Source organism: Maribacter sp. TH_r10 (genome assembly GCF_033101095.1).
In the GTDB taxonomy this organism is placed as follows: Bacteria; Bacteroidota; Bacteroidia; order Flavobacteriales; family Flavobacteriaceae; genus Maribacter_A; species Maribacter_A luteus.
In genome coordinates this window covers 34,407-54,686 of sequence record NZ_JAWMPY010000006.1, presented here as the reverse complement: position 1 = coordinate 54,686, position 20,280 = coordinate 34,407, and the positions used below count along the sequence as shown (strand labels likewise).

The window sequence follows — 20,280 nt, the reverse complement described above, 5'->3', positions numbered from 1 at the left end:
TTTTATGTATTTAGGCCATGACCTTTGCTCGCCTTGAAGCCCTTCTCCTCACCAATATAAAAATAGCAAGGGATACCATTCCACAAATCGCCAAACCCATGAACATGGGTAACACCGATTTTTGGATAAAACTGCCCACAAAGGCCGCTATGGGAATGGACAATAAAGTAGAAATAAAACCTGTAATCGCAGCACCTATTCCCGCTATATGTCCAATTGGCTCCATGGCTATGGAACGAAAATTCCCCCACATAAAGCCCAAGCAGAAAAACTGTAAAGAAAGAAACCCGATCAATATTGCTACGTCAGGGTTTCCTGAATTCCAGAACAATAGTACATATATCAATGCTACACTGCTGAATATGGAAAGTGCGGTCAAAGAAAGTCTTCGCATTCCAAATTTCAACACAAGGGTTCCGTTTAAAAAAGTTGACAAACCAATGGATACCGACAAACCGGCGAAAATCAATGGAAAAGCCTCCTTTAATCCATAAATATCCTCGAAAATATGTTGTGAAGAACTTAAATACACCAAAAAAGAACCTGTGATCAAACCAGATATCATGGTAAATGCCAAGGTTTCTTTATACTTAACCAATTCCTTAAGTCCATCTACGAAAATATGACTTGAAAAAGGTATTTTATATTCGGGATGCAAGGTTTCCGGTTGTCGTTTCCAGAACCATATACACACAACCAATGCAAGGATCAATTGCAAATAGAATATCGCCTGCCAGCCAAAAAAGCCCATAACCCCCTTACCAATAGCAGGAGCTACAACAGGGACCAGAATGAAAAATGCGGTTACAAACGACATCACCTTGGCCATATAATCACCCTTATAAGTATCCCTGATAATCGAGATACTAATGGTCCTAGCGGCAGATAGCCCTATACCCTGGAATATTCGCCCAACGATCATCCATTCCAACGAAGGAGCCCAAAGACAAAGGATACTTGCGAGTGTAAAAACACTGAACCCTAAATAAACCATAGGTTTTCTACCAAATGTGTCGGATAACGGCCCAAAAAACAATTGACCTATACCCAAACCTAAGAAAATCATGGTAATCAGTAATTGATGATCGGTAGAATCCAGGCTATTTATGGCCACACCGATATCGGATAATGCCGGCAACAAAGCATCTATCGCCAATGCGGCAATAGACATCAATGCCGCCATTAAGGCTACAAATTCAAAATTCGGTTTTACATTTTCCTCTTGCATCGGGCAAAGGTAGCCATATCCCTTTTAATTTTTCATTAATAAAAAATCAAATCATTGTAAGAAAGAATATCTTTATTGGTTTACGAAGATTCAATAATCCATCCTCAAAAGCTTATAAAGGTATATTCCCATGCTTTCTGTCGGGCTTTACTACCTCTTTCCCTTCTAACATACTAAAGGTCTTTATCAATTTACGCCTTGTATTTTCAGGACGAATGACCTCATCGATAAATCCTCGTCTTGCCGCACGATATGGGTGTGCAAACTTCTCAGCGTATTCGGCTTCTTTTTCGGCTAATTTAGCGGTTGGGTCATCAGCTTCCGTGATTTCCCTTTTAAAAATTATCTCACTGGCCCCTTTGGCCCCCATGACGGCTATTTCAGCTGTTGGCCAAGCGTAATTAAAATCTGCCCCAATATGTTTGGAGTTCATTACATCATACGCACCACCATAAGCTTTACGGGTAATTACCGTTACCCTAGGCACAGTCGCTTCACTCAAGGCATACAATAACTTTGCTCCGTGAACTATAATACCATTCCATTCTTGATCGGTTCCCGGTAAAAACCCAGGAACATCAACCAATACTAAAAGCGGAATATTGAAAGCGTCACAAAAACGGGTGAAACGAGCTGCTTTAATCGAGCTTTTCACACCTAAAACACCGGCCAAGAACATAGGTTGATTGGCAATAATACCAATACTCCTACCTCCCAACCTAGCAAAACCCACAATCATGTTCTCTGCAAAATCCTTATGGATCTCAAAGAATGAATCCTCATCAATAATACCTTTGATGACCCCATGCATATCATAAGGCTTGTTCGGGTTTTCCGGAATAATGTCCTTCAACACTTCCCTGACCTCGTCTTTCAATTCATACGGCAATTTTTCCGAAACTTCTTTATTGTTCTGTGGAAGATACCCCAATAACTTTTTAAGGTCTTCCATACATTCCACATCATTGGCCGATGTACAATGGGCCACCCCTGATTTAGAGGCATGGGTATTCGCCCCACCAAGCTCTTCAGACGTAACCTCTTCATTGGTAACGGTTTTCACCACATTAGGACCTGTTACGAACATATAACTTGTTTCCTCAACCATTAAGGTGAAATCGGTCATTGCAGGTGAATAAACCGCCCCACCGGCACAAGGGCCCATTATGGCAGAAAGCTGTGGAATTACACCCGAAGCCTGAACATTTCTATAAAATATATCGGCATAACCACCTAAAGAACGAACACCCTCTTGTATCCGTGCCCCTCCCGAGTCGTTTAAACCAATAATCGGGGCGCCGACTTTAACGGCCAAGTCCATTACCTTACAGATTTTCTCGGCATGCGTTTCTGATAGTGCCCCACCAAAAACGGTAAAATCCTGGGCATAGACATAAACCAATCGCCCATTTATAGTACCATAACCCGTTACGACACCATCACCGAAATACTGCTTCTTTTCCATACCGAAATCAGTGGATCGGTGTGTGACCAAAACCCCCATTTCTTCGAAAGACCCTTCATCTAAAAGATAATCGATACGTTCCCGAGCGGTCAATTTTTTCTTGGCATGTTGTTTATCAATACGCCGTTTGCCACCACCTCTGTGTGCCAAAGCCTCTCTTTCTTCGAGTTTTTTCAATCGTGGATCCATAATTTATTGTCTTGGGGTTCTTAGGATTTTTTGGTCTTCCCTGTATTTCTTTAATGCGATGATCGCTGCAATTCTAGCTTCTTCATGTGTTTTGGCCTTGAGGACTTCAGGAGAATAATGATCTTTTACAAAATGGGTATCAAAGTTGCCGGTACGAAAGGCATCATGCTCACAAACGAATTTACCAAATGGCAAGGTTGTTTGCACGCCCCTTATGGTATAATCACTAATCGCCTTTAACATTTTCTGGATGGCTTCCTCCCTGGTTTCCGCATAGGTGATCAACTTGGACAACATAGGATCATAATAGATCGGCACCGCCATACCTTCTTCAAATCCATTATCAACACGAACGCCAATACCTGTAGGTAACTTATAGGTTTCCAATGTTCCGATACTAGGTAAAAAATCATTCAACGGATCCTCGGCATACACCCGAAGCTCAAGTGCGTGACCTTTGATTTTAAGATCTTCCTGTTTCATTTCAAGGGCTTCGCCTCGGGCAACGCGAATCTGTAATTCGACCAGATCAACACCGGAAATAAGTTCACTTACCGGATGTTCTACTTGAAGCCTTGTATTCATTTCCAAGAAATAAAAGTTATGGTCGGCATCTAACAGAAATTCAACTGTGCCTGCTCCCAAATAATCACAGGCCTTTGCCACTTTAATGGCCGCCTCTCCCATTTTTTTACGAAGTTCAGGTGAAAGAACGGATGAGGGGGCCTCTTCGATTACTTTTTGGTGCCTTCGTTGTATACTGCACTCCCTTTCAAAAAAATGAAGGATGTTCCCATGACTATCGGCCATTACCTGGATTTCGATATGTCTTGGGGATTTGACATACTTTTCAATGAATACGGATCCATCACCAAATGCCGAAGTTGCCTCACTAATGGCCCTGTTCATTTGGGACTCCAGGTCTTTTTCCTTTTCTACGATGCGCATGCCTTTACCCCCGCCCCCGGCTGAAGCCTTTATTAAAATCGGGAACCCGATTTCCTTGGCTATCGTTTTGGCCTTTTTAACATCGGTTATCGCCTCATCAATGCCGGGAACCATGGGAATATCATATTTTTTGACGGCCTCCTTAGCCGCCAGCTTACTTCCCATTACCCTAATAGCCTTTGATTTGGGGCCTATAAAAATGATATTGTTCTTCTCTACTTCTTCAGCAAATTCAGCATTCTCACTCAAGAATCCGTATCCTGGGTGAATGGCATCAACATGTAATTTTTTGGCAACCTCAATGATCTTCGAAATTACGAGATAGGATTTATTCGATTGTGGTTCCCCGAGACAAGCGGCTTCATCTGCAAATTTCACATGGGGTGCATCCCTATCTGCCGTAGAATAAACCGCAACCGTCTTTATACCCATTTTTTGGGCAGTTCGCATGACGCGTATCGCAATTTCACCCCTATTCGCAACTAATATTTTTTTCATCTGTACTTTTTGTTTTTCCATATTCTTCAGATGTAATTCGCTATTTATCGTTTGTGTCAATTTAAAGTCGTAATCGATTGGAATCAATTCAGAAGGAGCTTATTCAAACTCTATCAACAATTGTTTTTTCTCTACGGCTTCCCCTTTATTTATTGATATGGATTTTATGGTTCCCGTTCTCGGGGACGCAATTACATTTTCCATTTTCATGGCTTCCAAAATCAACAAGGGATCTTCTTCCTTCACGGTCTGGCCAATGGAAACATTTATTTCCAGGATAAGGCCTGGCATAGGGGCATGTATGGCATCGACATTCTTGGTAGAACCGGTTGAGAACCCCATTTCATTGATCAATAGATCTAGATCATCCGAAATGACCGTTTCATAGGTGCTGGTATTAACCTTTATGGTGTATTTTTTCTTATTGAAATCCGAAGATAGGATTTCGGCAAGGAACGGTTTGTTATCCTTTAAAATATGGTACGTTGTTTCTGAAGTGGGTAAGGCATCCAAACTTGAAATATCTTGGTCCATAATATTGAGAGACATATCATGGTTTACGTTTACCTTGAATTTTTTATTCATAGTCGGTGCGGTTTAGAATTATCTATTTTATTATTCAAAATCAGGCCATAGGTACCATAAATTTATTCTTGGGCTTCCAATACCGATCCAAACCCCCACTCTTCATATTTGAAAAAGCCAATGGCCTTTTAAAATCTTATTTCATTTTTTTGGACATTCAATACGCTTACATATTTCTAAAGGAATTACATGAACAAGTATAACTATAAAAAAAGAAACAAAAAATGAATTTTATCATTTATTGACAAAATACACCCTCTTTTATCTTCGTTCTGATGATCTGAAATATAAATTATTGATATATTAAAAATACCAAGATGTCACTACTCATAAATATGAATCTTAATTATGGTGCTTTTACCTTTATGACTACCTTTGTCACTTTCATTTTTTAAGCTAAATCCTGTTGAGGAAACACCTCATTTTCCTTACGGAAAACAGAGCGTTTTTTTCGTTTAAAAAGAGATAACACGATTTTACCCAGTACTCCATGACAAACTACAAACCAAAGGGAAGACTAACTGCAAAAGAATATATTGATGGTATTTTAAAGGGAGACAGGGTTATCCTATCCCGGGGCATCACCATTGTAGAAAGCAATTTAGAAAGCGATAAAAAACTGGCCAAGGAAATCATACAGGCGATACTGCCCCATTCGGGAAATTCGATACGAATCGGTATTACCGGGGTTCCCGGAGTTGGGAAAAGTACTTTTATCGAAGCCTTTGGCAAATATCTTATCGGCCAAGGGCATAAAGTCGGTATCCTGTCCATTGACCCAAGTAGTCAACGTTCAAAAGGTAGTATTCTTGGAGACAAAACCCGAATGGAAGAGCTTGCCAATATGGAAGATGCCTATATTCGACCTTCTGCAACCGGCGATACCCTTGGGGGCGTGGCCAATAAAACAGGGGAATCCATGTTACTTTGTGAAGCTGCGGGCTACGATATTATACTGATCGAGACCGTTGGCGTAGGACAATCCGAAACTGCCGTTCACGGTATGACCGATTTCTTTTTGCTGCTGATGTTATCCGGAGCAGGTGATGAACTCCAGGGCATTAAAAAAGGAATCATGGAGATGGCAGATATGGTCGTCATCAACAAGGCCGACGGGGACAATATCAAGAAAAGTGAAATGGCCAGACGCCAATACCAAAACGCTTTGCACATTTTCCCATTGTCCGAATCCGGATGGAGTCCGGTTGTTACAACAGCCTCTGCCATAAAGAATATCGGTATAGATACCGTTTGGGAAGAAATCTCGAAGTATAAAAAACAGGTTGATGAAAACGGTTACTTCATAAAAAACAGGAACCATCAACAAATTAAATGGATGTACAATAATATAAATGAGGAATTGAAACAATTGTTCTATGGCTCAAAAAACATAGCCGATCATTTATCCGACTTGGAAAAGGATATCATTTCCTCTAAAATCTCACCTGTAGAGGCCGCCCAAAATATTATCCAAGAATTCAAGAATTCCATTTAAGGTTCTATTATCGACCTAAGAATTAAAATTAGTTTTCAATGAAGAAATCGATACTATTTATTTTTGTATTTCTCTCGGCAATTCAATTATCGTTGGGCCAAGAAACCATTGAAGACCAATCAAAGGAATTAGTGCGCTATTTAGATAATTGGCATAATGAGGAAACCGGTCTTTGGGAAACCACATCATGGTGGAATGCCGCAAACATCCTAACTGCCCTTATCAATAATGCCAAGTTGACCAAAAACACCGATTTTAAGGAAAGTATTGAGGATATTTTCAATAAGACGAAGGAGTTCGAGGTTGAGGCCACGGAAACGAAACCTGCATGGGTCTGCAAGAATTACATCAACGAGTTTTATGATGATGAAGGTTGGTGGGCACTTGCTTGGTTAGATGCTTGGGAGTACACCGGGGAACAAAAGTACTTAGATATGGCCAATATCATTTTTAAAGATATCACTACAGGATGGAGCGATACCGGTGGATTATATTGGAAAAAAGAACTGGAGTTCAAAGGATCTATCAGTAATGGCCTTGCCCTAACATTGGCCACAAGATTGCATTTGGCCGGTACCAAAGAGGTAAATGGTAAAACAGCGCTACGTTGGGCGATATCCATTTGGGATTGGATGATCAAATCGAAATTGATAAATAGCAACGGGAACATGCAAGATGGGATTCGGTTTAAAAACGGAAAGGAATCTATTACAGAAAATGTTTGGACCTATAATCAGGGCGTTGTTCTGACGGGTTTGGTAAACCTAAAAAAGATAACAGGCGAAAAGCATTATATAAAAAGCGCCCATGACCTTGCCAAGGCAACAGTAAAAAACATGACGAATAGCGATTTGGTCTTGGTCGAGAAAAGATGTGAACCGGATAAATGCCGTCCGGATTCCAAACAGTTCAAGGGTGTCTTTATGCGGCATCTTATGTTCTTAAATGAACAAAGCCCAAAAAAAATGTATAAACAATTTATCAAAAAGAATGCTAATGCCATATGGAACAAGGCCATGAACAAAGGTAAACAAGCCCCTGGCGTGGTTTGGGATGCGCCTTCGGAGCCAAATGCAGCGACGGTTTCCTCCGCTCTTGATGCATTCAATGCCGCCTTATCACTGTAGTATTTAAGTTAATTCGTGATGGTGTGGTGGTGTTGTACTTTTTCAGATGACCCAGTGTAAAGGCCATAATTATGAATTCGATAGCATTTTTAACGATTTAGTTTTTTAGGAAATATAACAAATGTCAGTTTCAGCAACTTTTTAATAATTTACTTTTGTCACTTATTTTTTCAAAATAAACCTTCATGCACTTTTTAGACACTACCTACCTCGTTTTATTCTTGATCATTTGTATCGGATTCATCATTGGAAACATAAAAGTAAAAGGGATATCATTGGATATTTCCGCCATTATATTCGTCGCCCTTCTTTTTGGACATCTTGGCGTTTCACTTCCGAATATCCTTCAAAAAATAGGATTGATATTGTTTATCTACACCATAGGCTTGCAGGCCGGTCCCGGATTTTTCGATTCTTTCAGAAAAGACGGGAAGAACTTGATGATCATGGCGACCATAGTAATTATATCCGCCGCCGTTTTGGCCCTACTTGCCATTGTGGTTTTGGATATAGACAAATCCATCGCCATTGGTTTAATGGCCGGCGCACTTACAAGTACACCGGGTTTGGCAACGGTAATCGATATAACACATTCACCATTGGCATCTATCGGTTATGGTATTGCCTACCCATTTGGGGTCATCGGAGTTATCCTGTTCGTTAAACTGTACCCGAAATTTTTAAGAATAAACCTTACCAAAGAAGAAAAAGACTATGAGGCGAAGGCACTTAGTCATTACGAAACCATTACCAGGGCCAATTTCGTTGTAGAGCACGAAGGGGCCATAAATAAAACCATTGGGGAACTTAGGGTACGCTCCATGACCAAAGGGGTTATTTCAAGGGTTATGCACGACGGAAAGGCCTTTACCCCTAAGAAAGATACGGTATTACACAAAGGCGATTACGTGCGGGTCGTAGGAAGCGAAGAATCGCTAAGACGGGTCGAATTATTGATTGGACCAAAATCAGATGTTGAAATCGCCTTTGGAGAGCAGTATGTATCCCAATCCTATTTGATGACCCGAACTGAATTGGTGAATAAATCATTAGGGGAATTGAATTTGAGGGAAAATTTCAATGCCACCATAACCAGAATACGAAGAAGTGGTATAGATTTATCACCAAATTCAACCCTAAAATTACAGATCGGGGACAAATTGATGATCTCTAGCGAAAAAGACAATGTTTCCCAGATATCGCAATTGATCGGGAATAATAAAAGTGAACTTTCCGACACCAATTTTTTTCCATTGGCATTGGGTATCGTCATCGGTATTTTGGTCGGAGGGGTTTCCATCAATTTTGGGGATACGTTCAGTTTTAACCTAGGTCTTACAGGAGGTGTTCTGATTGTTGCCATGATATTAGGCCGTGTAGGCAAAACCGGGAATGTTTTATGGATGATGAGTGGCAATGCCAATCAACTTCTGAGACAGTTCGGACTAATGCTTTTCTTGGCTGTTGTGGGAACTGAAGCAGGGGCCACATTGGTAGAGACCTATTCACAATATGGCATTAAACTATTCTTGGTCGGTGGTTTAATGACTTTTCTACCCATGCTTTTCGCCGCGATTGTTGCCCGTATCTTTTTCAAAATAAACGCCTTGACCTTATTAGGAACCATTACGGGATCAATGACAAGTACCCCTGGGTTAGCCGCTGTTGATACAATGACCAAAACAGACGCACCATCCTTAGCCTACGCAACGGTCTACCCTATAGCGATGGTACTTTTGATTATTTGTACTCAGATTTTAGGGCTATTGTTCTAATTGTTCTAATAGTAGGGAATCGGTATTAAAAAGAGCATTGTAGGCTTCACTAGTGACGAACATATGTTTTTAGCCCTTCGGGATTTCGCAATAGCTTGAGGCGAATAAATTTACCTTTTAGTCTTACCCGACAGCTTATCTATATTTTCCTGGAGTAGGTTGTTATGGTACTCGACCTTTACTGCTTGCATACAGGAAGCGCAAAGGCAATCGGTATACCTTTCCCTTAAATATGCACGTTCTTCCTCATTTAACGTTACCATGGTGCATTGACATAGTAATATGGAACCCACTTTACATTCGAAGACCGTATTACATCTTGGACAATTTTTATCCTCGTGTTTATTCATTCGTTTCCAAGGGTATTAAATCACAGAACCAAAAACCGTTAGTAGTTTCCCCATTTTTATATTCCCGATACACTTTTTCCCCTACAGTGAATTGAACTGGGTTTTTAAAATAGGGAGCATCGTAACAAAAGGTATGGAATTCGCCGTTTTCACCACAAGGATCCACCCCTTCGGGCAAATCGTTTATAAAATCCTCATCGATGATCCTTCCGACAAACGACTCGTCCAAGACGGCAGCGTTCACGCAGACTACAATGGTCTTGAAACCTTTGCCCAAGAAATCCTGGGTCAATTGGGTGGTATCTTTTTTCCATAACGGGAAGACAGTTTTAATACCAACTTGCGCTAGTTGTTGCTCACGATACACCCTTAGGTCTTCCAAGAAAATATCACCAAAACCAGCATATTCCATTCCCTCAGCTTTTAATTCTTCGACCTTTTGGCCCATCAGTTTTTCATATTCACCATTTGAAGGACTCTCTGGCAACGCCACCCTATGGCTTGGCAAGCCAATGGACTTAACTTGTTGTTCCAGCATTTCAATCCTTAACCCATGCATGCTGACCCGATTGAAATGTGCATTTACGGTCGTTAGTATACATTCAACATTATATCCGGGGTCCTGCAAGAGGTAATGGAGCCCAAGAGCGGCATCTTTACCACTGCTCCAATTCATATAAGTTCTAAGCTTCGTCATAAATAATTTGGATGGATGACTTTAGGGTTAAAAAATGATAAAGTTAATCAGTAATGTTCATATCCATGAATCATAAAACCACTATCCAATAAAAAATCAGATAGTGGTTTCTTTTTATTTGAGAGCAATTTTCGCCTTAGTAAATGATAGACCTTGACAAAAACCGCTTAAGGAAACAAATCCTTATTGCTCTAAATATTTCTCCATTATTGTAATGGCAGATTCGGAAATTACGGTACCAGGTCCGAATATGGCAGCTACTTTCCTTTCCAATAAATAGTCATAATCCTGTTCGGGAATTACTCCACCTGCAAATACCATGATATCAGGTCTTCCAAGTTTTTCCAACTCACCGATCAATTGTGGTATCAATGTTTTGTGCCCTGCAGCCAAACTTGAAGCCCCTACAAAGTGAACATCGTTCTCAACAGCCTGTTTCGCAACCTCCTCAGGAGTTTGGAACAAAGAGCCCATATCTACATCAAAACCTAAATCCGCAAAACTAGAGGCAACCACCTTGGCTCCCCTATCATGGCCATCTTGCCCCATTTTAGCAATCATCACCCTTGGGCGACGACCTTCAATTTCGGCAAACTTATCGGCCAATTTTTGTGCTTTTTCAAAAGTACTATCGTTATCCACTTCTTTACTGTATACACCACTGATTAATCTAGTATCTGCTTTATGACGACCAAAATGAACCTCTAAAGCATCTGAAATCTCACCTAAAGTAGCAAAATTCTCGGCAGCCTCAACGGCCAATTCCAATAAATTCCCTTTACCTGTCTCAGCACATTTCGATAATGCGGCAAGATTGGCATCAACAACTGATTGATCCCTATTGGCACGTAGTTTTTTAAGACGCTCTATCTGTGAATCACGAACGACCGAGTTATCAACCTCAAGAATCTCGATATTGGCTTTCTCTTTGGTCCTGAATTTATTCACACCTACCAAGATATCCTGACCAGAATCCAATCGGGCCTGTTTACGGGCCGAGGCTTCCTCGATACGCATTTTAGGTACCCCGGTCTCGATGGCTTTTGCCATTCCGCCCAGTTCTTCAACTTCTTCAATCAATTTCCAAGCTTTTTTGGCAATCTCCTGGGTTAGGTACTCTACATAGTAAGAACCGGCCCATGGATCGACCGCTTTGGTCATCTGCGTTTCATCCTGGATATAAATCTGTGTATTACGAGCAATACGGGCAGAGAAATCGGTCGGTAAAGCAATAGCTTCATCCAACGCGTTTGTATGTAAGGATTGTGTTCCTCCCAATCCGGCAGCCATAGCTTCGATACATGTACGGGCAACGTTGTTGAAAGGATCTTGCTCACTTAAACTCCATCCTGAAGTCTGACTATGCGTACGCAATGCCATTGACTTTGGATTTGTTGGGTTGAATGATTTTATGATCTTTGCCCATAGCATACGTGCGGCACGCATTTTGGCGATTTCCATAAAGTGATTCATACCAACCGCCCAGAAGAATGACAAACGAGGAGCGAATTCATCGATTTTTAAACCGGATTTCAATCCCGTTCTAATATACTCCATTCCATCAGCCAATGTATATGCCAACTCAATATCGGCCGTTGCACCAGCTTCTTGCATGTGATAACCGGAGATAGAAATTGAGTTGAACTTTGGCATATTCTTAGTGGTGTAATCAAAGATATCACCAATAATTTTCATTGAAGGTAATGGTGGGTATATGTATGTATTACGCACCATGAACTCTTTTAAGATATCATTCTGGATGGTACCAGAAAGTTTATCCAAAGAAACGCCTTGTTTGCGGGCTGCAGCAATATAAAAAGCCATAATGGGCAATACCGCACCGTTCATTGTCATGGAAACCGACATTTTATCCAAAGGGATCTGATCGAAAAGGATTTCCATATCTAAAATAGAATCTATGGCAACCCCGGCCTTACCAACATCACCGGTTACACGGGGGTGATCGGAATCGTACCCACGGTGCGTGGCCAAATCGAATGCGACAGAAAGTCCCTTTTGACCTGCAGCCAAGTTTCTTCGATAGAAAGCATTAGATTCCTCAGCAGTTGAGAAACCTGCATACTGGCGGATCGTCCAAGGGCGCATGGCATACATTGCACTATAAGGCCCTCTTAAAAAAGGTGGCACACCAGCGGCATACCTTAAATGCTCCGCATCCTTAATATCTTCGGCTGTAAATTGTTTTTTTACCGGTATTCCTTCAGGAGTATTCCAAACGTCTTGATTCTCTGAAGTAGCAGCCGTTTGCTTAACAGCTGAATTTAATTTTATATCTGAAAAATCTGGTTTCATACTTCTTAAGATTTTAGTGTTTTTTGAACTTTTTCCTGAATACTTGAAAGTGTTACCAGAACATCGGTTCTCATATTTACAATTCCGTCTAAACCTGCTTCAGTCAGTTCATCCATATTTTTAGGGGCACCGGCCAACAATAAAACCTTGCTGGTAGTAATGGCCCTAAATGCTTTTATAAAGTCGAGTGCCGTTTCATCATAATCCTGATCGGAACTACAAATAACCACTACGTGCGAATTTGATTTTGCACTTTCCGTAGCAGCAACCGCAGCGCTTTCAAAACTTTCTTCTTGATGAACGTCAAAACCACTAACACCGATAAAATCGTAAGCAAAAGCAGCTCTAGCCTTACGCATGGTCAAATTACCATAACTTGCCAACTGGACTATAGGACGTACCTTGGTTTTCGCAACCAATTCTTCGGTCTTTCTTCGCATGGCCTCGATTTCCAAAGAAGCCCTTCTTGGAGTCAACAATTTTGGATTATCTTCCGCACCTCTAGAAAGCAAATCGGATGCAACGCTTTCCATTAAATTGGGATATTTGTTCACCCCGACCATAGGAAGCCTACGCTGACTGATCAATTTTAATTTTTGTAAACGGATATCAGCGATTTGTTGTTGGATCGTTTCGTTTTCAAATGCCGCATAAAAACCTCCTGCGGTTTCGATAGCCTTGAACAATTCCAAAGCTTTTTCCGCAATTTTAGTAGTAACCTCTTCAACATAGTAAGATCCATCTACTGGATTCGTTACTTTACCAAAATAGGATTCTTCCCTTAATATCGTGGTTATGTTACCCGCTATTCTATTTGAAAACTCTGAGGGCTCTTTAAATTCCTTATCATAAGGATCAATTAAAACGCCATCAACATTACCCAATATTGCGGACATGGCCTCTGTGGTAGCGCGCAACATATTCGTATTCGCATCTGTTATTGATTTACTCCAGATAGAAGTTTTTGCCGTAACTGTTTTGTTAACCTCGGCTACACCATATTTAGCAGCAATTTCGGCCAATAAACTATTAAAGGCCCTAAATTTACCTATCTCAACAAAATACTCTAAACCAATGGCCAGTTTAAAGTTCAAGTTGTTGAATATATCATTGGTATCTACACCTTTTTCAGTTAATTTATCGGTTAGGAAAACCAAAGAATTCAAGGTGTAGGCAATCTCTTGCACTTGGTTAGCACCTGAATCCAAATATTCAGTTCCCGAAATCGTGATTGCCTTGAAACTTGGGAAATCAGCCGTTAATTTGATCAATTCTGAAACAACTTCAATTTGACCTTCATCAAAAGAACCTGTGGTAACATAATCGGAAATTATTCCCGCATCAATATATCCTTTCAAGTCTTTTCCTTTGGCAACCTTCACCAATTCAGCCGTAAAGTCAACGGCGTTGTCCGCCAACTCAAAAGAAACCGCAATTTCATTTAAATCGATACCGTTCAACAGGCTTGCGGCCGAAACATTTCCCTTTACTTGGAAAATGATTCCGTTCATTCCTTCTTCAACGGCTTTTAAGGCTAACTTATTTCCACTCTCTGCGTTTGCCACGGCAACGCTTCTATAATTAAATAGGGATTGGGAATTTTCCCCTGTATTTTTAAGTTGTTCAATTTTGCTATCAGCATTATAACAAGGTTGGATATTGATTCCCGAAAGGTTTTTCCAAACCAGTTTCTTATCAAAATCTGCTCCTTTTAAATCTGCCGTCACCCTTTCCATCCACTGCTCGGTAGAAACCGGAGGGAATTCTGAAAAAAGTGATTTATTCTTATCGTTCATAATATGTGCTATTAGTAATGATATATTAATTTGCTATTCTATATCTTTTAAAAAACTACACCGAAATGGTACTTCCGAATCTTTCGAAGATAGCTTTATCAAGTTCTTCCCTGCTATCTGGATGTGCAATATCCCTTAGCGCAACTGCCCTTTGTTTCAAGCTTCTTCCGAACAGTTCGGCAACACCATATTCCGTTGCCACAAAACGCGCATGGGCACGTGTAGTAACAACCCCAGCCCCTGGTTTTAAAGCAGGTACGATTTTAGATACCCCTTTTAATGTTGTTGAAGTAATCGCACAGATCGGTTTTCCTCCTTTTGACAATGCCGCACCTCGCATAAAGTCCATTTGCCCACCAACTCCTGAGAACATTCTTGTACCGATTGAATCAGCACAGATCTGACCGGTCAGATCCACTTCAATAGCAGAGTTTATAGCGGTTACCTTAGGGTTTTGACGAATGACCGCTGTATCGTTCACATAAGCGATGTCTTTCATTTCAATTTCTGGGTTATCATCCATAAAGTCATATAAACGACGTGTACCCATTGCGAAACCTGATACGATTTTATAAGGATTCGTTTTTTTCTGCGAACCGTTTACGATACCTTTTTCAACGAGGTCAACGATACCTTCTGAGAACATTTCTGTATGTACCCCTAAGTTCTTGTGATTGTGCAAAAACGTTAAAACGGCATTAGGAATTCCTCCAATACCCATTTGAAGTGTTGCACCATCCTCTATGATCCCAGCGATATTTTTACCTATAGCTTTTTCTGTTTCAGAAGGATCCACAAAGCTCATTTCGTAGATTTCCTCTTCGATTTCAACACAAGCATCAAAGTTTTTAACGTGAATTTGTGCGTCGCCAAAAGTACGTGGCATTAACGGATTGATCTGGGCAATTACTTTTTTACCTTGCTCAATTCCAGATAGGACAATATCAACCGAAACCCCTAAGGAGCAGAAACCATGCTTATCTGGAGGGGAAACATTGACCATAACGACATCAAGATCCATATACCCTTCCCTGAACAAACTAGGGATATCACTTAAAAAAATAGGAATATAATCAGCGGTATCACCTATTCTTTTTCGAATATTACCCCCAATAAAGAATGCATTGGTATGAAAGCTTTCCCTATATTCAGGCTCGGTATACCCGCATTCACCTTCAGTATGCAAGTGTACGATTTCAACATTCCTTAATTCAGGAGCCCTTGCGACCATTGCTTTAATCAAAGCTTGTGGTGTTGCTGAACCACCTTGAATCAATACCCTATTTCCAGATTCTATCAATTTTACAGCTTCATCAGCTGACATTACATTCGGAATTTTCATCTTTCTAATTTTTATATCTAATTATCCAATCTAAATACGTTCAATTATGCTAAGAAACTCAACAAAATACCTGCTGCGATAGCAGAACCTATAACTCCTGAAACGTTTGGAGCCATGGCATGCATCAACAGATAATTATGCGGGTCTGATTTTAGCGCCTCGGCATGTACAACCCTAGCACTATCAGGAACTGCCGAAACCCCTGAAGCACCGATCAACGGATTGATCTTATTATCCCCTTTAAGGAATAGGTTCATGAATTTTGCAAAAAGTAACCCTCCCATAGTGGCAATCACAAATGAAACGGCACCTAGTGTAAAAATCAACATTGAATCCTTGGTGATAAATATATCCGCTTGTGTTGAGGCACCTACCGTAACACCTAGCAATATAGTAACAATATCGATAAGTTTTGTTCTGGCCGTATCGGCAAGACGTTCTGTTCTACCAGACTCCTTTAATAAATTACCGAAGAACAACATACCCAATAGTGGTAATGCACTGGGAGAAATAAAAGTAGTCAACAATAGAGCTACGACAGGGAAAATCATTTTTTCCTTTTGTGTAACGGCCCTTGGTGGTTTCATCCTGATTTTCCTATCCTCTTTATTAACCAACAACCTCATAATAGGTGGTTGAATAACGGGAACCAAGGCCATATAAGAATAAGCGGCAATGGCAATAGGTCCGATCAGGTTTTTAACAGTTGTTCCATCAGGGAGGATATTGACACCATTCGCCAATTTAGATGACAAGAATATCGCCGTAGGGCCATCTGCCCCACCAATTATGCCAATTGCACCTGCCTCAGGCAAAGCGAACCCTAGATAAAGCGCACCCAAGAATGTTCCAAAAACACCGATCTGCGCTGCAGCGCCCAATAACATCAATTTTGGATTGGCGATCAAAGAGGAAAAATCGGTCATTGCCCCGATACCCAAGAAAATCAATGGGGGATAAATCCCTTTTACCACCCCAAAATATAGATAATTCAATACAGATCCCGTCTCGTAAATACCGGTTTGGTTACCTGCAACAAAAGGTATATTCCCAATTATCACACCAATACCTATAGGTATCAACAACAAAGGTTCGTAATCAAATTTTATACCTAAATAGATAAATACAATACCGATGAGGATCATAATGATATGTCCCCAAGTGGCATTGGCAAAACCAGTATAATTATAGAATTGCTGCATACCGTGCACGGCATTTCCGAACACCCCTTGATCTTCCTGAACTGTTGGTTGCTGATTAACGGTCTCTATTTCATCTTTAGGGTTCACATCACCACTGAATCCCAAAACAGGTCGTATAAAGATCAGTAATGATAGTACTCCGAATATTAAAAGTATTTTCTTCATTTTATGTTTTTTTGCGAGTATTTGCAAGGCACTGGTTCTGCAAGAAAGCAGGGACAACACCTACAATTACGAAATTTCTACTCAAGTTCTATCATTACTTCGTTCTGCAATACTTGCTGACCAACACTAACATTCACCGCAGTAACGGTTCCTGCTTTTTCGGAAGCGATGTTGTTTTCCATTTTCATGGCCTCTAACACCAATAAACGGTCGCCTACTTTTATGGTATCCCCAACTTTAACATCAAGGGAAAGTACTACTCCCGGAATGGGCGCGACGATCTTTGTCTTTGATGAACCTGGATTTACCTTTAAAGGCTCTGCAGGTCTTTTTGACGCTGCACGAACCAAAGTAGGTGTTTTGGCTTTTTTGGTTTCCTCCTTCATTTTTACGGAATAGGAGGTTCCGTTTACTTCCATTTCAATGATATTTCCTTCGTGCGAAAGAATCTTTACATTGTAATTGTTATTCTGGATATTAAAATTAAAGTGTTTCATTCTTTTGGTTGTTTCTTGTTACCGGATCTGCTAAAAAATTATACGACAAACCAATATTTTTATTTAAGTTTTTGATGTGTACCATAAATTTTGGAACTCCAAGGAGAATATAATTTTCTGGCTTGTTTAATGGTCAATACGGCATTTTCATCATCATGCTGTTCATTTAAATACAAATGAATAGCTGTTGATATGGCCGCTGCAACTTCGCCGGTAAAATTCTCATCGGCGGTGATAGGAATATCCTTGATCTTTTTGTCCCTTCCTTTGGTAATGATCCGATATAGATATAACATCACCGGCAACCCAAATTGAAAGAACAATGAAAGGATCAATAATGCACTGAAGACAATTAGAAGTCCAGTCAACAATATAACATACCCTTCACTGATCTGATCTGCTTGCATACTCATAGTCAATAACATCATAATGGTAAGTTTGAGTGTTTTTTAGGAGGGTTGACCTCTTTCTTGTTCGAAAGTAATTCCAAAGCCCTAACTATTCTGAAACGAGTGTTTCGAGGCTCAATAACATCATCGATAAAACCGTATTTGGCCGCTACATAAGGGTTGGCAAATTTCTCAGTGTACTCATCTTCTTTCTTGGTGATGTACTTGCTTTTCTCATCGGCATCCTCGATTTTACGAATATTGCTTCCTTCGAGTACCTCAACAGCTCCTTTTGCCCCCATTACCGCAATTTCAGCAGTTGGCCAAGCATAGTTCAAATCACCTCTTAATTGCTTACAGCTCATTACATCATGGGCACCACCATAAGATTTACGTAAAGTTATGGTTACTTTAGGAACGGTTGCTTCACCATAAGCGAACAATAATTTGGCTCCATGAAGGATGATTCCACCGTATTCCTGTCCTGTTCCTGGCAAGAACCCAGGTACATCTACCAATGTGACGATAGGAATATTAAAAGCATCACAGAAGCGTACAAAACGTGCTGCCTTTCTAGAGGCTTCAATATCCAATACACCGGCATAATATTTAGGTTGGTTGGCAACGATACCTACTGAACGACCATTGAATCTAGCAAAACCTACACAGATATTACGTGCATAATTCCTATGAACCTCTGTAAACTCACCATTATCGACAATGATAGAAATAACATCTACAATATCATAAGGTTGGTTCGGGTTCTCAGGAATGATTTCATTCAAGGCATCTTCTAAACGATCTATTGGGTCATCACAAGTTATGCTTGGTGGATCTTCAAGGTTATTTGAAGGCAAGTAACTCATTAATTTTCTAATCAACAACAAGTTCTCTTCATCACTTTCTGCCAAGAAATGCGATACACCCGATTTTGTAGAATGTATATTGGCACCACCTAATTGTTCTGCCGTTACCACTTCCCCTGTAACTGTTTGTACAACCTTAGGACCTGTTACGAACATGTAACTGGTTTTGTCGGTCATAACGGTAAAATCGGTCAATGCTGGAGAGTAAACCGCTCCACCGGCACAAGGGCCTAAAATTGATGAAATCTGTGGTATAACCCCAGAAGCCATAATATTTCTTTGGAAAATCTCGGCATAACCGGCCAAAGATCTTACCCCTTCTTGAATACGTGCACCACCACTATCATTAAGTCCGATTACAGGAACTCCGATTTTCATCGCCATGTCCATAATCTTACAAATCTTCAATGCATAGGTTTCCGAAAGTGATCCACCGAAAACAGTGAAATCCTGAGAGAAAACATAAACGATCCTACCGTCTATGGTACCGTGACCGGTAACCACACCATCGGAAAGGAAACGCTGTTTATCCAACCCGAACGATTTTGTCCTATGGGTTACGAACATATCGAACTCCTCGAAACTATCTTCATCTAACAATAGATCAATTCTTTCCCTCGCGGTAAGTTTACCTTTAGCGTGTTGGGAATCAATCCGTTTTTCACCACCACCTAATCTGGCTTCGGCCCTTTTCTCAATGAGTTCATTGATTTTTTCTTGATTTGCCATTCTTATTTATATTGGTTATTTGATTCCTAATTATTGTTTTTTTGAGCAAAGTTCAGTTAAAACACCGTGTGTGGATTTAGGATGCAAGAATCCGATGTTCAATCCTTCAGCACCTTTCCTAGATACTTTATCAATTAAGCGAACACCTCTTTCTTCGGCTGTTTTAAGGGCTTCATCTGTATCTTTGACCGCAAATGCCAAATGATGTATACCCGGTCCTTTCTTTTCAATGAATTTACCAATAGGACCATCCGGTGAAGTACTTTCCAGTAATTCTATTTTTGTGGAACCTACCATGAAAAAGGCGGTCTTCACTTTTTGATCGGCCACTTCTTCAATAGCGTAGCATTTTAGGCCCAACACTCCTTCGTAGTATTTTATCGACTCTTCGAGATTATCTACGGCTATTCCTAAATGTTCAATGTGGGAAATGTTCATGGTTGTTGAATTTTACGTATGATTATTATTAAAAACTATTCCTTTAAAACCTATTTTATTGAAATTAAGGGACAAATTTACCCCCAACTTCTACCCGATTTTATGACAGATGTCATAAAATATAATAAAATCAACTAAAAATGACCCCATTATGCCTTTTATTCTCAGGAATCTACGAATCATGGA

Annotated in this window: 17 protein-coding genes; 3 read left to right on the top strand and 14 right to left on the bottom strand. The window is 40.3% G+C overall.

Annotated features, from left to right (window positions below; translation table 11 throughout):
• Nucleotides 1–10: 10 nt before the first annotated feature.
• The 4 genes from R3X28_RS14260 to R3X28_RS14245 form a co-directional block, all read right to left on the bottom strand.
• Nucleotides 11–1,228 (bottom strand): multidrug effflux MFS transporter, encoded by a 1,218-nt coding sequence (locus R3X28_RS14260; RefSeq protein WP_154365043.1) that lies wholly within the window; start codon nt 1,226–1,228, stop codon nt 11–13.
• Nucleotides 1,229–1,340: 112 nt separating this feature from the next.
• Nucleotides 1,341–2,882 (bottom strand): acyl-CoA carboxylase subunit beta, encoded by a 1,542-nt coding sequence (locus R3X28_RS14255; protein ID WP_154365045.1) that lies wholly within the window; start codon nt 2,880–2,882, stop codon nt 1,341–1,343.
• A gap of 3 nt (nt 2,883–2,885) precedes the next feature.
• Nucleotides 2,886–4,328 carry an acetyl-CoA carboxylase biotin carboxylase subunit gene (gene accC / locus R3X28_RS14250; protein ID WP_154365047.1) on the bottom strand — a complete coding sequence of 481 codons (1,443 nt, stop codon included), beginning with the start codon at nt 4,326–4,328 and terminating at the stop codon, nt 2,886–2,888.
• A 99-nt stretch (nt 4,329–4,427) separates the two neighbouring features.
• The gene (locus R3X28_RS14245; protein WP_317665131.1) at nt 4,428–4,913 is read right to left on the bottom strand and encodes an acetyl-CoA carboxylase biotin carboxyl carrier protein subunit; all 486 of its coding nucleotides are present in this window, start codon (nt 4,911–4,913) and stop codon (nt 4,428–4,430) included.
• A 490-nt stretch (nt 4,914–5,403) separates the two neighbouring features.
• Between R3X28_RS14245 and meaB the strand changes: the two genes are divergently transcribed.
• The 3 genes from meaB (at nt 5,404) to R3X28_RS14230 (ending at nt 9,310) form a co-directional block, all read left to right on the top strand.
• On the top strand, nt 5,404–6,408 hold the full coding sequence (gene meaB / locus R3X28_RS14240; protein ID WP_154365051.1) for a methylmalonyl Co-A mutase-associated GTPase MeaB: 1,005 nt from the start codon (nt 5,404–5,406) through the stop codon (nt 6,406–6,408).
• 38 nt (nt 6,409–6,446) lie between these two features.
• On the top strand, nt 6,447–7,535 hold the full coding sequence (locus R3X28_RS14235) for a glycoside hydrolase family 76 protein (RefSeq protein ID WP_317665130.1): 1,089 nt from the start codon (nt 6,447–6,449) through the stop codon (nt 7,533–7,535).
• 185 nt (nt 7,536–7,720) lie between these two features.
• Entirely contained in the window at nt 7,721–9,310 is a 1,590-nt protein-coding gene (locus tag R3X28_RS14230; RefSeq protein WP_154365056.1) for an aspartate:alanine exchanger family transporter, read from the top strand.
• Between the two features lie 110 nt (nt 9,311–9,420).
• Here the strand turns inward: R3X28_RS14230 and R3X28_RS14225 are convergent, their stop codons facing one another.
• The 10 genes from R3X28_RS14225 to mce form a co-directional block, all read right to left on the bottom strand.
• Entirely contained in the window at nt 9,421–9,660 is a 240-nt protein-coding gene (locus R3X28_RS14225; RefSeq protein ID WP_317665128.1) for a cysteine-rich CWC family protein, read from the bottom strand.
• Complete coding sequence (locus tag R3X28_RS14220) at nt 9,653–10,357, bottom strand: ATP-binding protein (protein ID WP_317665126.1); 705 nt, start codon at nt 10,355–10,357, stop codon at nt 9,653–9,655. The genes R3X28_RS14225 and R3X28_RS14220 overlap by 8 nt, the downstream gene beginning before the upstream one ends.
• A 183-nt stretch (nt 10,358–10,540) precedes the next feature.
• Nucleotides 10,541–12,670 carry a methylmalonyl-CoA mutase gene (scpA, locus tag R3X28_RS14215; protein WP_154365059.1) on the bottom strand — a complete coding sequence of 710 codons (2,130 nt, stop codon included), beginning with the start codon at nt 12,668–12,670 and terminating at the stop codon, nt 10,541–10,543.
• A 5-nt stretch (nt 12,671–12,675) separates the two neighbouring features.
• A complete protein-coding gene (locus R3X28_RS14210) occupies nt 12,676–14,466 on the bottom strand; it encodes a methylmalonyl-CoA mutase family protein (protein WP_317665124.1) in 1,791 nt (596 codons plus the stop codon).
• A gap of 55 nt (nt 14,467–14,521) precedes the next feature.
• A complete protein-coding gene (locus R3X28_RS14205) occupies nt 14,522–15,808 on the bottom strand; it encodes an acetyl-CoA hydrolase/transferase family protein (RefSeq protein ID WP_154365061.1) in 1,287 nt (428 codons plus the stop codon).
• A 44-nt stretch (nt 15,809–15,852) separates the two neighbouring features.
• The gene (locus R3X28_RS14200; protein ID WP_282056557.1) at nt 15,853–17,175 is read right to left on the bottom strand and encodes a sodium ion-translocating decarboxylase subunit beta; all 1,323 of its coding nucleotides are present in this window, start codon (nt 17,173–17,175) and stop codon (nt 15,853–15,855) included.
• Between the two features lie 77 nt (nt 17,176–17,252).
• On the bottom strand, nt 17,253–17,672 hold the full coding sequence (locus tag R3X28_RS14195; RefSeq protein WP_282056556.1) for a biotin/lipoyl-containing protein: 420 nt from the start codon (nt 17,670–17,672) through the stop codon (nt 17,253–17,255).
• Nucleotides 17,673–17,731: 59 nt separating this feature from the next.
• Complete coding sequence (locus tag R3X28_RS14190; protein WP_154365064.1) at nt 17,732–18,100, bottom strand: OadG family protein; 369 nt, start codon at nt 18,098–18,100, stop codon at nt 17,732–17,734.
• Nucleotides 18,097–19,656 (bottom strand): acyl-CoA carboxylase subunit beta, encoded by a 1,560-nt coding sequence (locus R3X28_RS14185; RefSeq protein ID WP_154365065.1) that lies wholly within the window; start codon nt 19,654–19,656, stop codon nt 18,097–18,099. The genes R3X28_RS14190 and R3X28_RS14185 overlap by 4 nt, the downstream gene beginning before the upstream one ends.
• Nucleotides 19,657–19,686: 30 nt before the next feature.
• Nucleotides 19,687–20,094, bottom strand: coding sequence for a methylmalonyl-CoA epimerase (gene mce, locus R3X28_RS14180; RefSeq protein ID WP_154365066.1), 408 nt, complete (start codon nt 20,092–20,094; stop codon nt 19,687–19,689).
• Nucleotides 20,095–20,280: the final 186 nt, after the last annotated feature.